We start from the raw sequence: 15,736 nt of genomic DNA on the forward strand, positions 1-15,736 counted from the left end.
GGTTCCCGCGACGGGGGCCGCTCCCTTTGCCGTACGCGGCTACCGCACCGTGCCGTGCGGTTTCGGCCAAAGGTGGCCCGTATGGCCTTCACACCGGTACGTAGCGTACTCGCTACGTACCGTAGGGGCCGGACGGTACAGCCGTCGTGATGACGGCGGAAGCTTTGTAGTCTGGTCCCAACAACGCCATAACGAACGAGGAGGAGCGCCTCATTCCCGCCGCACCGGCGCCACAAGAGCCGGTCCTCGGTAGTGGCTCCCGGAACTGGCAATTCCGGTGGCTTCGATCGAAGACCGGCCCGGCCGCCGGCCTTGAAGGCCCGGGGCGCTGCTCCACCACCGTCCACCGTCACACGGACGAGGGACGCAGAAGAGGAGATTTTCCTGGTGGAGAACGAGACCCACTACGCCGAAGCCGTCATCGACAACGGCACCTTCGGCACCCGCACCATTCGTTTCGAGACGGGCCGCCTGGCCCGTCAGGCCGCCGGTTCGGCCGTGGCCTACCTGGACGACGACACCATGGTGCTGTCGGCCACCACCGTTTCCAAGAACCCCAAGGACCAGCTCGACTTCTTCCCGCTCACGGTCGACGTCGAGGAGCGGATGTACGCGGCGGGGCGCATCCCTGGTTCGTTCTTCCGCCGTGAGGGCCGTCCCTCCGAGGACGCGATCCTCACCTGCCGTCTGATCGACCGCCCGCTGCGCCCGTCCTTCAAGAAGGGCCTGCGCAACGAGATCCAGATCGTCGAGACGGTCATGGCGCTCAACCCCGACCACCTCTACGACGTGGTCGCGATCAACGCCGCCTCCTGCTCCACGCAGCTGGCCGGGCTGCCCTTCTCCGGTCCGATCGGCGGCACCCGCGTCGCCCTGATCCAGGGCCAGTGGGTGGCCTTCCCGACCCACTCCGAGCTGGAGGAGGCCGTCTTCGACATGGTCGTCGCCGGCCGGGTGCTGGACGACGGCGATGTCGCGATCATGATGGTCGAGGCCGAGGCCACCGAGAAGACCATCCAGCTGGTCAAGGGCGGCGCCGAGGCGCCCACCGAGGAGGTCGTCGCCGCCGGTCTGGAGGCGTCGAAGCCCTTCATCAAGGTCTTGTGCAAGGCGCAGGCGGACCTCGCCGCCAAGGCCGCCAAGCCGACCGGCGAGTTCCCGATCTTCCTCGACTACCAGGACGACGTCCTGGAGGCGCTGACCGCCGCCGTCCGCGACGAGCTGGCCCAGGCGCTGACCATCGCGGGCAAGCAGGAGCGCGAGACCGAGCTGGACCGCGTCAAGGGTCTGGCCGCCGAGAAGCTGCTGCCGCAGTTCGAGGGGCGTGAGAAGGAGATCTCCGCCGCGTACCGCGCGCTGACCAAGACCCTGGTGCGCGAGCGCGTCATCAAGGAGAAGAAGCGCATCGACGGCCGCGGCGTCACGGACATCCGTACCCTCGCCGCCGAGGTCGAGGCGATTCCGCGGGTCCACGGCTCGGCGCTGTTCGAGCGGGGCGAGACCCAGATCCTGGGCGTCACCACGCTCAACATGCTCCGCATGGAGCAGCAGCTGGACACGCTCTCGCCCGAGACGCGCAAGCGCTACATGCACAACTACAACTTCCCGCCGTACTCCACCGGTGAGACCGGCCGCGTCGGCTCCCCCAAGCGCCGCGAGATCGGCCACGGCGCCCTGGCCGAGCGGGCGCTGCTGCCGGTGCTGCCCACGCGCGAGGAGTTCCCGTACGCCATCCGCCAGGTCTCCGAGGCGCTCGGCTCCAACGGCTCGACCTCCATGGGGTCGGTCTGCGCCTCGACGATGTCGCTGCTCAACGCCGGTGTGCCGCTGAAGGCCCCGGTCGCGGGCATCGCCATGGGCCTGATCTCCCAGGAGATCGACGGCGAGACCCACTACGTCACCCTCACCGACATCCTCGGTGCGGAGGACGCGTTCGGCGACATGGACTTCAAGGTCGCCGGCACCAAGCAGTTCGTCACCGCGCTTCAGCTGGACACCAAGCTGGACGGCATCCCGGCGTCCGTGCTGGCCGCGGCCCTCAAGCAGGCCCGCGACGCCCGGCTGCACATCCTCGATGTGATGAACGAGGCCATCGACGTCCCGGACGAGATGTCCCCCAACGCGCCGCGGATCATCACCGTCAAGATCCCGGTCGACAAGATCGGTGAGGTCATCGGCCCCAAGGGCAAGATGATCAACCAGATCCAGGAGGACACCGGCGCCGACATCACCATCGAGGACGACGGCACCATCTACATCGGTGCCGCCGACGGCCCGGCCGCCGAGGCCGCCCGCGCGACCATCAACGGCATCGCCAACCCGACCATGCCGGAGGTCGGCGAGCGCTACCTGGGCACGGTCGTGAAGACCACCACCTTCGGTGCCTTCGTCTCCCTGCTCCCGGGCAAGGACGGCCTGCTGCACATCTCGCAGATCCGCAAGCTCGCCGGCGGCAAGCGCGTGGAGAACGTCGAGGACGTGCTGCAGGTCGGCGCCAAGGTCCAGGTCGAGATCGCCGAGATCGACCAGCGCGGCAAGCTCTCCCTGATCCCGGTCCTCGAGGACGAAGAGGGCGGGGACGAGGCGAAGGCGGACGAGACGAAGAAGGACGAAGCCTCCCAGTGACGTCCCGCGCTCACGCGGCGACGGCCCGCACCTCTTCGGAGGAGCGGGCCGTCGCCCGTACCCAAACGCTGCTCGAGGGCGAGAACGGCATCGGCACGGTCCGCAGGACGACCCTCCCCGGGGGCCTGCGCGTCGTCACCGAGACCCTGCCGTCCGTGCGCTCGGCGACCTTCGGCATCTGGGCGCACGTCGGCTCGCGCGACGAGACCCGTACGCTCGGCGGCGCCACCCACTACCTGGAGCACCTGCTCTTCAAGGGCACCCGGCGGCGCAGCGCGCTGGACATCTCCGCCGCCATCGACGCGGTCGGCGGCGAGATGAACGCCTTCACCGCCAAGGAGTACACCTGCTACTACGCACGGGTGCTCGACACTGATCTGCCGCTGGCCATCGACGTCGTCTGCGACATGCTGACCGGCTCGGTGATCGACGCGGCGGACGTGGACGCGGAGCGCGGTGTCATCCTCGAAGAGATCGCGATGACCGAGGACGACCCGGGCGACTGTGTGCACGACCTGTTCGCCCACACCATGCTCGGTGACACCCCGCTCGGCCGCCCGGTCCTGGGCACCGTGGACACCGTCAACGCCCTGGGCCGCGACCAGATCGCCCGCTTCTACCGCAAGCACTACGACCCGACGCATCTGGTCGTCGCCGCCGCGGGCAATGTGGACCACGACGACGTCGTCCGCCAGGTGCACGCCGCGTTCGACCGCGCGGGCGCCCTGTCCCGTGCCGACGCGGCCCCGGTCGCCCCGCGCGCCGGCACCCGCGCGATCCGTACGGCCGGCAAGGTCGAGCTGCTGAACCGCAAGACCGAGCAGGCCCATGTCGTCCTCGGTATGGGCGGCATCCCGCGCACCGACGACCGCCGCTGGGCGCTCGGGGTGCTCAACACCGCGCTCGGCGGCGGTATGAGCTCCCGGCTCTTCCAGGAGGTCCGGGAGAAGCGCGGGCTCGCCTACAGCGTCTACTCCTACACCTCGAGCTTCGCCGACTGCGGACTCTTCGGCGTCTACGCCGGCTGCCGCCCGAACCAGGTGCACGACGTTCTCAAGATCTGCCGCGACGAGCTCACCCAGGTCGCGGAGAATGGCCTGAGCGACGAGGAACTGCGGCGCGCCGTCGGCCAGCTCGCCGGCTCCACCGTGCTGGGCCTGGAGGACACCGGCGCGCTGATGAACCGGATCGGCAAGAGCGAGCTGTGCTGGGGCGAGCAGATGTCGGTGGACGACATGCTCGCGCGGATCGCGGCGGTCACCCCGGACGAGGTGCGCGAGGTGGCGCGCGATGTACTGGGGCGGCGTCCTTCGCTGTCCGTCATCGGCCCGCTGAAGGACAAGCAGGCGGCCCGTCTCGACGAGGCCGTCGCCTAGTCCCGTGCCAGAGCTATCCGGATCGAAGGAAACAGGATTGATGAGCAAGCTGCGTGTGGCCGTCCTCGGGGCCAAGGGCCGGATCGGCTCCGAGGCCGTACGAGCTGTGGAGGCCGCCGAGGACATGGAACTGGTCGCCGCGCTGGGGCGGGGCGACCGGCTCGAGACCCTGGTCGAGGCGGGCGCCGAGGTGGCGGTCGAGCTGACCGAGCCGGCCTCGGTGATGGACAACCTCGAGTTCTGTGTCCGCCACGGCATCCACGGCGTCGTCGGCACCACCGGCTGGACGGACGAGCGCCTGGCGGCGCTGCGCGGCTGGCTCGACGCCTCGCCGCGCACCGGCGTGCTCATCGCGCCGAACTTCTCCATCGGCGCCGTGCTGACCATGCGGTTCGCCCGCCAGGCCGCCCGGTTCTTCGAATCGGTCGAGGTCATCGAGTTGCACCACCCCAACAAGGTGGACGCCCCCTCCGGCACCGCCGCGCGCACCGCGCAGCTGATCGCCGAAGCCCGGCGGGAGGCCGGCTGTGCCCCGCAGCCGGACGCCACGGCCACCGGGCTCGACGGGGCACGGGGTGCGGACGTGGCCGGGGTGCCGGTGCACTCGGTGCGGCTGCGCGGGCTCCTCGCCCATCAGGAGGTCCTGCTGGGCGGCGAGGGCGAGACGCTCACCATCCGCCATGACTCCACCCACCACAGCAGCTTCATGCCGGGCATCCTGCTCGGCGTCCGCCGCGTGGTGACCGCCCCCGGCCTGACCTTCGGCCTGGAACACTTCCTGGATCTGGACTGAGGGCACAGCGGTGCGCGCAAAGATCACGTATTTCGTTCTCGCGGCCGTCCTGGTCGTCTACTTCGTGCTGGTCGGCGACCGCGGGGTGCTGCTGATCCGGGAGGGCACCCCGGTCACCGTCGCCTTCGGCGTGGCGGTGCTGGTGATGCCGCTCATCGGCGCCTGGTTCCTGTGGCAGACCACGCAGTTCGCGCGGAGCGCGGACCGGCTCGCCCGCGAGCTGGAGGCGGAGGGCGGCCTTCCGGTCGATGAGCTGGTACGGACGCCCGGCGGGCGGATCGACCGGGACTCGGCGGACGCCGTCTTCGCCAAGCGCCGGACCGAGACGGAGCGGTCGCCGGACGACTGGCGGTCCTGGTTCCGGCTCGCCGTGGCCTACCACGACGCCCGGGACACCGCGCGCGCCCGTAAGGCGATGCAGCGCGCCATCGCCCTGCACGACGGCAAACCGGTGCGGGCGGCCCGGGGCTGACCCCGGGCCACCCGCACCGGTACGGCTCAGTGATGGGCGGCGGCCCAGTCCTCGATCGCGTCGGCGGCCGCCTCGAAGCTTTCCGCGCGGCCCAGGAAGTCGGCGTCATGGCTGGTGAACAGGGTGCGCGGGGCTCCACCGCGCACCGGTTCGAGCAGCACCGCCTCGCCCTGGACGGTGCGCGGCAGGCCCAGCCAGCGGACCGGCTGCTGGACCGTGCGTATCGCGGCGATGTCCTGCCACCGCACGGTGGTGCTCCGCAGGAGGCCGGTCCGGCGCAGCCCCTGGGCGCTCACCTCGACGCCCGCGCGTACCAGCCTTACGGCTGCCACGATCATCAGCGCCCCGAGGGCGGCGCAGACGCCCGCCGCGCCCAGCGATCCCGCCAGCGCGATGATCAGCGCGGAGAAGAGCACATACGAGGCGAGCAGCAGCGCGACGGCGGAGCCCCCGACCCTCCAGGGCCCCGGTCGGTAGGGACGGCGCCAGCGGTCCCGGTCCTCGTAGCCGAGCGGATCCGCTCCGGCCGCCGCGTCGTCGTCGCGGGCGCGGTCGGCGGTCAGGAAGGGCAGGGGCACGGAAGGTCCTCACTCACACACATGTCCGGATGGGCCTGTGCTGGGTGAGGCTATCCCAGTGCTGGGCGGGGTCTGCTCCAGTGCCGGGTGAGGCTGGTCCGGCGCCCCTCAGCGCCCGTCGGACGCCTCGGGTTGCTGGATCTGCTGGGTGGGGTGCGACTGGCTGTCCAGGGCGGGCATCCCGAACATCAGCGAGCCTATGAATCCCGCGACGATCGTGAGACCGATCAGTGTCCGTCCGGCGATCTGGGACGGTGTGGCGCGGGGGCGGGGCGGTGGGGTGACATTGCTGCGGAAACGGTCGGCTTCGGCGATGAAGGCGAACGGCACGGGCTCTCGCCGGCGGGGCATCTGCGGGCTCTCCTTGGAACCTCGAACGTGAGTACTTCAATGTGTAGGACGTGTGAAAGGCCCATTGGGTGCCCGGTTCCGCCGACTTCGGTCAAAAAAATCTCGCTGAGCGGGGCTGTCGGTGGTGGCCCGTAAGCTGGGCGCCGCCCCGAGCGAACGCACCATGGAAGGACCCGCCGGTGACCCAGACCCCCGCCGAGACCGAGAAGGCCCGTTTCCGCAGCGATGTGACCGTCGAGCTGGTCAAGCACAGCGCCGCCGACTCCGACGTGCTGTGGGCCGCGCGGGTGTCCACCGCGGGCGAGCAGTCCCTCGAGGAGGTCACCAAGGACCCGGAGCGCTCCAAGGGGCTGATCAACTTCCTGATGCGGGACCGGCACGGCAGTCCGTTCGAGCACAACTCGATGACCTTCTTCATCAGCGCCCCGATCTTCGTCTTCCGCGAGTTCATGCGGCACCGCGTGGGCTGGTCGTACAACGAGGAGTCCGGTCGCTACCGCCGTCTCGAGCCGGTGTTCTACGTGCCGGGGGAGGACCGGAAGCTGGTCCAGCAGGGCCGCCCCGGGAAGTACGAGTTCGTCGAGGGCACCCCGGCGCAGCACGAGCTGACCGGCCGGGTGATGGAGGACACATACCGCCACGCCTACGCGGCGTACCAGGAGATGCTGGCCGCCGGAGTGGCCCGCGAGGTGGCCCGGTCCGTGCTCCCGGTCGGCCTGTTCTCCTCGATGTACGCGACCTGCAACGCCCGCTCGCTGATGCACTTCCTGGGCCTGCGCACCCAGCATGAGCAGGCGGCGGTGCCCTCGTTCCCGCAGCGGGAGATCGAGATGGTCGGGGAGCGGATGGAGGCGGCCTGGGCGCGGCTGATGCCGCTCACCTACGCCGCCTTCAACGCCAACGGCCGGGTGGCCCCGTAGCCGGGCACGGTCGGTGCCCGGACGGATCATCGGGCGAAGTGTCCGTATTGCGGCGTTTCAAGAAGTTCATCTAGGCTGAACAAACGGGCCCGGCACTGCTTGAACCCCCGAGCAGGCAGTGCCGGGACCCATCTCTTCGCTCCGTCCGCCGCCCCGAGCGAGCGCCGCGGGCCGCGCTACGAGTAGCGTGGGCCCCATGGCACCGACATCCACATCGCAGACCCCTTTCGGGCGGGTGCTGACCGCCATGGTCACGCCATTCACCGCTGACGGCGCGCTCGACCTCGACGGCGCCCAGCGACTCGCCGCTCATCTGGTGGACGCCGGCAATGACGGCCTGGTCGTCAACGGCACCACCGGCGAGTCCCCCACCACCAGCGATGCGGAGAAAGCCCAGCTCGTGCGCGCCGTGGTCGAGGCGGTCGGTGACCGCGCCCACGTCGTGGCCGGGGCCGGTACCAATGACACCCGGCACAGCGTCGAGCTCGCCCGCGCGGCCGAGCAGGCGGGTGCCCACGGGCTGCTGGCCGTCACGCCGTACTACAGCAAGCCCCCGCAGGAAGGCCTCCTCCGGCACTTCACCGCCATCGCCGACGCCACCGGCCTGCCGGTCATGCTCTACGACATCCCCGGCCGCAGCGGCGTCCCGATCGGCACCGAGACCATCGTCCGGCTCGCCGAGCACCCGCGCATCGTGGCCAACAAGGACGCCAAGGGCGACCTCGGGCGCGCCAGCTGGGCCATCGCCCGCTCCCGCCTCGCCTGGTACTCCGGTGACGACATGCTGAACCTGCCGCTGCTGTCGGTCGGCGCGGTCGGCTTCGTCTCCGTGGTCGGCCACCTGGTCAGCCCCGAACTGCGGGCGATGCTCGAAGCCCATCTCGCGGGCGACGTCGCGAAGGCAACGGAGATCCACCAGAAGCTGCTGCCGGTCTTCACCGGCATGTTCCGCACCCAGGGAGTGATCACGACCAAGGCCGCGCTCGCCCTCCAGGGCCAGTCCGCGGGGCCGCTGCGCCTGCCGTTGGTCGAGCTGACCGCCGAGGAAACGGAACAGCTCACGCGCGATCTCGCCGCCGGCGGGGTACAGCTCTAAGCAACGAGGCGATTGTTCGCACCTTCGTACTTCACAACTGCATACAGACACATCAGCAAGTGCACGAATGTCACGCGCGCCATGTGCCCAGGGGGCATGTGGCGCGCGTGGTGAGGAGAGTCTTTTGAGTCATCCGCATCCCGAACTCGGCCCTCCGCCGAAGCTCCCCGAGGGCGGCCTGCGCGTCACCCCGCTCGGCGGCCTCGGTGAGATCGGCCGGAACATGACGGTCTTCGAATACGGCGGCCGGCTGCTGATCGTCGACTGCGGGGTGCTCTTCCCCGAGGAGGAGCAGCCCGGAGTCGACCTGATCCTGCCGGACTTCACATCCATCCGGGACCGCCTCGACGACGTCGACGGCATCGTCCTCACCCACGGCCACGAGGACCACATCGGCGGCGTCCCCTTCCTGCTGCGCGAGAAGCCCGACATCCCGCTGATCGGTTCCAAGCTGACCCTCGCCCTGATCGAGGCGAAGCTGCAGGAGCACCGGATCCGTCCGTACACCCTCGAGGTCGAGGAGGGCCACCGCGAGCGGGTCGGCCCCTTCGAGTGCGAGTTCATCGCGGTCAACCACTCCATCCCGGACGCCCTCGCCGTCGCCATCCGCACCCCGGCCGGCATGGCCGTGCACACCGGCGACTTCAAGATGGACCAGCTGCCCCTCGACGGCCGCCTCACCGACCTCCCCGCGTTCGCCAAGCTCGGCGAGGAAGGCATCGATCTGCTCCTGGTGGACTCCACCAACGCCGAGGTCCCCGGGTTCGTGCCGCCCGAGCGCGACATCTCCGGCGTGCTGCGCCAGGTCTTCGCCAACGCGCAGAAGCGGATCATCGTCGCGAGCTTCGCCAGCCATGTACACCGCATCCAGCAGATCCTCGACGCGGCGCATGAGTACGGACGCAGGGTCGCCTTCGTCGGCCGCTCGATGGTCCGCAACATGGGCATCGCACGGGACCTGGGCTATCTGCGGGTGCCGGCCGGTCTCGTGGTGGATGTGAAGACCCTCGACGACCTCCCGGACGACGAGGTGGTGCTCGTCTGCACCGGCTCCCAGGGCGAGCCGATGGCCGCGCTGTCCCGGATGGCCAACCGCGATCACCAGATCCGGATCGTCCAGGGCGACACGGTGATCCTGGCCTCGTCGCTGATCCCCGGCAACGAGAACGCGGTCTACCGGGTCATCAACGGCCTGACGCGATGGGGCGCCAATGTCGTCCACAAGGGCAACGCCAAGGTCCATGTCTCCGGCCACGCCTCGGCCGGCGAGCTGCTGTACTTCTACAACATCTGCAAGCCCAAGAACCTGATGCCGGTGCACGGCGAATGGCGCCATCTGCGCGCCAACGCCGAGCTGGGCGCGTTGACCGGAGTGCCGAAGAACCGTTGTGTCATCGCCGAGGACGGTGTCGTGGTCGACCTCGTCGACGGCGTCGCCAAGATCGTCGGCAAGGTGCAGGCGGGATACGTGTACGTGGACGGCCTCTCGGTCGGCGACGTCACGGAGACCTCGCTCAAGGACCGCCGCATCCTGGGCGAGGAGGGCATCATCTCGATCTTCGTGGTCGTCGACAGTACGACCGGCAAGATCGTGGGCGGTCCGCATGTCCAGGCCAGGGGCTCCGGGATCGAGGACGCCGCCTTCTCCGCGGTCCTCCCGAAGATCGAGGACGCCCTGGCCAAGTCGGCCTCCGACGGGGTCGCGGAACCGCATCAGCTCCAGCAGCTGGTGCGCCGCGCGGTCGGCAAGTGGGTCTCCGACAGCTACCGCAGGCGCCCGATGATCCTGCCCGTGGTCGTCGAGGTCTGACCTCCTCCCTGACGCCCCCTCAGCACCCCACCGGCGCTGAACACTCGGCGGGGCTCCCCGATTTGCATCGAGGAGCCCCGCTCCAGTACGTTTACGGCTCCGCCAGAGGGGAACCCGGAGCGCTGCATGGCCTCCGAAGGAGCCCGACGGCGGAGGTGGAAATCGACTCGGAGAAATTCTGATAAAGTCGACGAAGCCGAAAGGCAAGGCCCTCCAACGGCCACCGGAAACGGAATTCGGATCGGAAACGGACCGGAAATCGGATCTGGTAAGGTTGGAAACACCGAAGGGAAGCGCCCGGAGAAACCGGTGAAAGGGTTTCGAAGGAAGCGTCCGTTCCTTGAGAACTCAACAGTGTGCCAAAAGTCAACGCCAGATATGTTGATAACCCCGTCCATCTCGGACGAGGTTCCTTTGAAAAACACAGCGAGGACGCTGTGAACGGGACTGGATTATTCCTCCGGTTCTGTTCCGCTCTCGTGCAGTGTTTGCCGGGATATCCCGGAAGCATTCACGGAGAGTTTGATCCTGGCTCAGGACGAACGCTGGCGGCGTGCTTAACACATGCAAGTCGAACGATGAACCGGTTTCGGCCGGGGATTAGTGGCGAACGGGTGAGTAACACGTGGGCAATCTGCCCTGCACTCTGGGACAAGCCCTGGAAACGGGGTCTAATACCGGATATGACCGCCGACCGCATGGTCTGGTGGTGGAAAGCTCCGGCGGTGCAGGATGAGCCCGCGGCCTATCAGCTTGTTGGTGGGGTGATGGCCTACCAAGGCGACGACGGGTAGCCGGCCTGAGAGGGCGACCGGCCACACTGGGACTGAGACACGGCCCAGACTCCTACGGGAGGCAGCAGTGGGGAATATTGCACAATGGGCGCAAGCCTGATGCAGCGACGCCGCGTGAGGGATGACGGCCTTCGGGTTGTAAACCTCTTTCAGCAGGGAAGAAGCGCAAGTGACGGTACCTGCAGAAGAAGCGCCGGCTAACTACGTGCCAGCAGCCGCGGTAATACGTAGGGCGCAAGCGTTGTCCGGAATTATTGGGCGTAAAGAGCTCGTAGGCGGCTTGTCGCGTCGGATGTGAAAGCCCGGGGCTTAACTCCGGGTCTGCATTCGATACGGGCAGGCTAGAGTTCGGTAGGGGAGATCGGAATTCCTGGTGTAGCGGTGAAATGCGCAGATATCAGGAGGAACACCGGTGGCGAAGGCGGATCTCTGGGCCGATACTGACGCTGAGGAGCGAAAGCGTGGGGAGCGAACAGGATTAGATACCCTGGTAGTCCACGCCGTAAACGTTGGGAACTAGGTGTGGGCGACATTCCACGTTGTCCGTGCCGCAGCTAACGCATTAAGTTCCCCGCCTGGGGAGTACGGCCGCAAGGCTAAAACTCAAAGGAATTGACGGGGGCCCGCACAAGCGGCGGAGCATGTGGCTTAATTCGACGCAACGCGAAGAACCTTACCAAGGCTTGACATACATCGGAAACACTCAGAGATGGGTGCCCCCTTGTGGTCGGTGTACAGGTGGTGCATGGCTGTCGTCAGCTCGTGTCGTGAGATGTTGGGTTAAGTCCCGCAACGAGCGCAACCCTTGTTCTGTGTTGCCAGCATGCCTTTCGGGGTGATGGGGACTCACAGGAGACTGCCGGGGTCAACTCGGAGGAAGGTGGGGACGACGTCAAGTCATCATGCCCCTTATGTCTTGGGCTGCACACGTGCTACAATGGCCGGTACAATGAGCTGCGAAGCCGTGAGGTGGAGCGAATCTCAAAAAGCCGGTCTCAGTTCGGATTGGGGTCTGCAACTCGACCCCATGAAGTCGGAGTCGCTAGTAATCGCAGATCAGCATTGCTGCGGTGAATACGTTCCCGGGCCTTGTACACACCGCCCGTCACGTCACGAAAGTCGGTAACACCCGAAGCCGGTGGCCCAACCCTTGTGGGGGGAGCCGTCGAAGGTGGGACTGGCGATTGGGACGAAGTCGTAACAAGGTAGCCGTACCGGAAGGTGCGGCTGGATCACCTCCTTTCTAAGGAGCACATAGCCGACTGCGAGCGGATGTCTCGCACGGTTGCTCATGGGTGGAACGTTGACTATTCGGCACGGCCGTTGGCCTGGTGTCTTCAGTACTGCCTCTTCGGGGGCGTGGAACGGGATGATCGGGTGCGGTCGGGTCGGGCACGCTGTTGGGTGTCTGAGGGTACGGGCGAGAGGGTTTCGCTTGTTCCTTCGGCCGGTCTCGGTGTACTGCACGTGAGTGTGGGTGACGGGGTACGGGTCGTTGTTTGAGAACTGCACAGTGGACGCGAGCATCTGTGGCCAAGTTTTTAAGGGCGCACGGTGGATGCCTTGGCACCAGGAACCGATGAAGGACGTGGGAGGCCGCGATAGGCCCCGGGGAGCTGTCAACCGAGCTGTGATCCGGGGGTGTCCGAATGGGGAAACCCGGCAGTCGTCATGGGCTGTCACCCATACCTGAACACATAGGGTATGTGGAGGGAACGCGGGGAAGTGAAACATCTCAGTACCCGCAGGAAGAGAAAACAACCGTGATTCCGGGAGTAGTGGCGAGCGAAACTGGATGAGGCTAAACCGTATGTGTGTGATACCCGGCAGGGGTTGCGCATGCGGGGTTGTGGGAGTGAGCTTCAGTCGTCTGCCGGCGGCTGGGTGAGTCAGAAACCATTGCGATAGGCGAAGGGCATGCGAAAGGCCCGGCGTAGAGGGTAAGACCCCCGTAGCTGAAATCGTGGTGGCTTGCTTGCTTGTTTCCCAAGTAGCACGGGGCCCGAGAAATCCCGTGTGAATCTGGCGGGACCACCCGCTAAGCCTAAATATTCCCTGGTGACCGATAGCGGATAGTACCGTGAGGGAATGGTGAAAAGTACCGCGGGAGCGGAGTGAAATAGTACCTGAAACCGTGTGCCTACAAGCCGTGGGAGCGTCGCGCAGAGACTTGTCTCTGCGTCGTGACTGCGTGCCTTTTGAAGAATGAGCCTGCGAGTTTGCGGTGTGTTGCGAGGTTAACCCGTGTGGGGGAGCCGTAGCGAAAGCGAGTCCGAAGAGGGCGTTTGAGTAGCGCGCTCAAGACCCGAAGCGGAGTGATCTAGCCATGGGCAGGTTGAAGCGGAGGTAAGACTTCGTGGAGGACCGAACCCACCAGGGTTGAAAACCTGGGGGATGACCTGTGGTTAGGGGTGAAAGGCCAATCAAACTCCGTGATAGCTGGTTCTCCCCGAAATGCATTTAGGTGCAGCGTCGTGTGTTTCTTGCCGGAGGTAGAGCACTGGATAGGCGATGGGCCCTACCGGGTTACTGACCTTAGCCAAACTCCGAATGCCGGTAAGTGAGAGCGCGGCAGTGAGACTGTGGGGGATAAGCTCCATGGTCGAGAGGGAAACAGCCCAGAGCATCGACTAAGGCCCCTAAGCGTACGCTAAGTGGGAAAGGATGTGGAGTCGCAGAGACAACCAGGAGGTTGGCTTAGAAGCAGCCATCCTTGAAAGAGTGCGTAATAGCTCACTGGTCAAGTGATTCCGCGCCGACAATGTAGCGGGGCTCAAGCGTACCGCCGAAGTCGTGTCATTGCAGCGTAAGGCCTAACGGCTGTTGTGATGGGTAGGGGAGCGTCGTGTGCCGGGTGAAGCAGCCGTGTAAGCGAGTTGTGGATGGTTCACGAGTGAGAATGCAGGCATGAGTAGCGATTCACACGTGGGAAACGTGTGCGCCGATTGACTAAGGGTTCCTGGGTCAAGCTGATCTGCCCAGGGTAAGTCGGGACCTAAGGCGAGGCCGACAGGCGTAGTCGATGGACAACCGGTTGATATTCCGGTACCCGCTTTGAAGCGCCAACGCTGAACCAGGCGATGCTAAGTCCGTGAAGCCGCCCTGGATCCTTCGGGTGAAGGGGAGTGGTGGAGCCGACGGTCCAGACCTGTAGTAGGTGAGTGATGGGGTGACGCAGGAAGGTAGTCCAGCCCGGGCGGTGGTTGTCCCGGGGTAAGGGTGTAGCCCGAGGGGTAGGTAAATCCGTCTCTCATTATGGGTGAGACCTGATGCCGAGCCGATTGTGGTGAAGTGGATGATCCTATGCTGTCGAGAAAAGCCTCTAGCGAGTTTCATGGCGGCCCGTACCCTAAACCGACTCAGGTGGTCAGGTAGAGAATACCGAGGCGTTCGGGTGAACTATGGTTAAGGAACTCGGCAAAATGCCCCCGTAACTTCGGGAGAAGGGGGGCCATTGCTGGTGATGAGTTTTGCACTCGGAGCTGGTGGTGGCCGCAGAGACCAGCGAGAAGCGACTGTTTACTAAAAACACAGGTCCGTGCGAAGCCGTAAGGCGATGTATACGGACTGACGCCTGCCCGGTGCTGGAACGTTAAGGGGACCGGTTAGTCACATTTCGGTGTGGCGAAGCTGAGAACTTAAGCGCCAGTAAACGGCGGTGGTAACTATAACCATCCTAAGGTAGCGAAATTCCTTGTCGGGTAAGTTCCGACCTGCACGAATGGCGTAACGACTTCTCGACTGTCTCAACCATAGGCCCGGTGAAATTGCACTACGAGTAAAGATGCTCGTTTCGCGCAGCAGGACGGAAAGACCCCGGGACCTTTACTACAGCTTGATATTGGTGTTCGGTTCGGCTTGTGTAGGATAGGTGGGAGACTGTGAAGCCGCAACGCCAGTTGTGGTGGAGTCGTTGTTGAAATACCACTCTGGTCGTGCTGGATGTCTAACCTGGGTCCGTGATCCGGATCAGGGACAGTGTCTGGTGGGTAGTTTAACTGGGGCGGTTGCCTCCTAAAGGGTAACGGAGGCGCCCAAAGGTTCCCTCAGCCTGGTTGGCAATCAGGTGTTGAGTGTAAGTGCACAAGGGAGCTTGACTGTGAGACCGACGGGTCGAGCAGGGACGAAAGTCGGGACTAGTGATCCGGCGGTGGCTTGTGGAAGCGCCGTCGCTCAACGGATAAAAGGTACCCCGGGGATAACAGGCTGATCTTCCCCAAGAGTCCATATCGACGGGATGGTTTGGCACCTCGATGTCGGCTCGTCGCATCCTGGGGCTGGAGTCGGTCCCAAGGGTTGGGCTGTTCGCCCATTAAAGCGGTACGCGAGCTGGGTTTAGAACGTCGTGAGACAGTTCGGTCCCTATCCGCTGTGCGCGTAGGAGTCTTGAGAAGGGCTGTCCCTAGTACGAGAGGACCGGGACGGACGAACCTCTGGTGTGCCAGTTGTTCTGCCAAGGGCATGGCTGGTTGGCTACGTTCGGGAGGGATAACCGCTGAAAGCATCTAAGCGGGAAGCCTGCTTCGAGATGAGGGCTCCCACCTCCTTGAGGGGTTAAGGCTCCCAGTAGACGACTGGGTTGATAGGCCAGATATGGAAGCCGGGTGACCGGTGGAGTTGACTGGTACTAATAGGCCGAGGGCTTGTCCTCAGTTGCTCGCGTCCACTGTGTTGGTTCTGAAGTAATGAACCGTGTTGTTTCCGGTTGTTATCTTCATAGTGTTTCGGTGGTCATAGCGTTAGGGAAACGCCCGGTTACATTCCGAACCCGGAAGCTAAGCCTTTCAGCGCCGATGGTACTGCAGGGGGGACCCTGTGGGAGAGTAGGACGCCGCCGAACAAATTTTGCAGAGAGCCCTGTCGGGACTTCGGTCACCGGCAGGGCTCTCTTCTTTTGTTGTGCTGTGAGCCACTCGGTGTT

General features: G+C 65.5%; 9 protein-coding genes and 3 rRNA genes. 10 read left to right on the forward strand and 2 right to left on the reverse strand.

Annotated features, from left to right (window positions below; translation table 11 throughout):
- Positions 1–387 precede the first annotated feature (387 nt).
- Genes PS467_RS29865 through PS467_RS29880 form a run of 4 tightly spaced genes read left to right on the forward strand, consistent with a single transcriptional unit; the run spans position 388 to position 5,266 of the window.
- Positions 388–2,625: a polyribonucleotide nucleotidyltransferase gene (locus PS467_RS29865; RefSeq protein ID WP_311037817.1), complete on the forward strand. Its 2,238-nt coding sequence runs from the start codon at positions 388–390 to the stop codon at positions 2,623–2,625.
- Positions 2,622–4,001 (forward strand): M16 family metallopeptidase, encoded by a 1,380-nt coding sequence (locus PS467_RS29870; protein WP_311037818.1) that lies wholly within the window; start codon positions 2,622–2,624, stop codon positions 3,999–4,001. The genes PS467_RS29865 and PS467_RS29870 overlap by 4 nt, the downstream gene beginning before the upstream one ends.
- Before the next feature lie 40 nt (positions 4,002–4,041).
- Complete coding sequence (dapB, locus tag PS467_RS29875; protein WP_311037819.1) at positions 4,042–4,794, forward strand: 4-hydroxy-tetrahydrodipicolinate reductase; 753 nt, start codon at positions 4,042–4,044, stop codon at positions 4,792–4,794.
- Between the two features lie 10 nt (positions 4,795–4,804).
- Complete coding sequence (locus tag PS467_RS29880) at positions 4,805–5,266, forward strand: tetratricopeptide repeat protein (protein WP_311037820.1); 462 nt, start codon at positions 4,805–4,807, stop codon at positions 5,264–5,266.
- A 26-nt stretch (positions 5,267–5,292) separates the two neighbouring features.
- Here the strand turns inward: PS467_RS29880 and PS467_RS29885 are convergent, their stop codons facing one another.
- Positions 5,293–5,844: an SCO5741 family PH domain-containing membrane protein gene (locus tag PS467_RS29885; protein WP_311037821.1), complete on the reverse strand. Its 552-nt coding sequence runs from the start codon at positions 5,842–5,844 to the stop codon at positions 5,293–5,295.
- A gap of 108 nt (positions 5,845–5,952) precedes the next feature.
- Positions 5,953–6,195, reverse strand: a complete 243-nt coding sequence (locus PS467_RS29890; protein ID WP_268974768.1) for a hypothetical protein — start codon at positions 6,193–6,195, stop codon at positions 5,953–5,955.
- A gap of 179 nt (positions 6,196–6,374) precedes the next feature.
- Between PS467_RS29890 and thyX the strand changes: the two genes are divergently transcribed.
- The 6 genes from thyX (at position 6,375) to rrf (ending at position 15,655) form a co-directional block, all read left to right on the forward strand.
- Positions 6,375–7,115, forward strand: coding sequence for an FAD-dependent thymidylate synthase (gene thyX / locus PS467_RS29895; protein ID WP_268974769.1), 741 nt, complete (start codon positions 6,375–6,377; stop codon positions 7,113–7,115).
- Positions 7,116–7,311: 196 nt separating this feature from the next.
- Entirely contained in the window at positions 7,312–8,211 is a 900-nt protein-coding gene (gene dapA / locus PS467_RS29900) for a 4-hydroxy-tetrahydrodipicolinate synthase (RefSeq protein WP_311037822.1), read from the forward strand.
- A 124-nt stretch (positions 8,212–8,335) separates the two neighbouring features.
- Positions 8,336–10,021: a ribonuclease J gene (locus PS467_RS29905; RefSeq protein WP_311037823.1), complete on the forward strand. Its 1,686-nt coding sequence runs from the start codon at positions 8,336–8,338 to the stop codon at positions 10,019–10,021.
- A gap of 510 nt (positions 10,022–10,531) precedes the next feature.
- Positions 10,532–12,058: ribosomal RNA gene (locus tag PS467_RS29910) — 16S ribosomal RNA — on the forward strand.
- Positions 12,059–12,346: 288 nt separating this feature from the next.
- A 23S ribosomal RNA gene (locus PS467_RS29915) occupies positions 12,347–15,466 on the forward strand.
- A gap of 72 nt (positions 15,467–15,538) precedes the next feature.
- Positions 15,539–15,655, forward strand: a 5S ribosomal RNA gene (rrf, locus tag PS467_RS29920).
- Together the 16S, 23S and 5S rRNA genes form the textbook arrangement of a ribosomal RNA operon.
- Positions 15,656–15,736 lie beyond the last annotated feature (81 nt).

This window comes from Streptomyces luomodiensis (genome assembly GCF_031679605.1).
Taxonomy (GTDB): domain Bacteria; phylum Actinomycetota; class Actinomycetes; order Streptomycetales; family Streptomycetaceae; genus Streptomyces; species Streptomyces luomodiensis.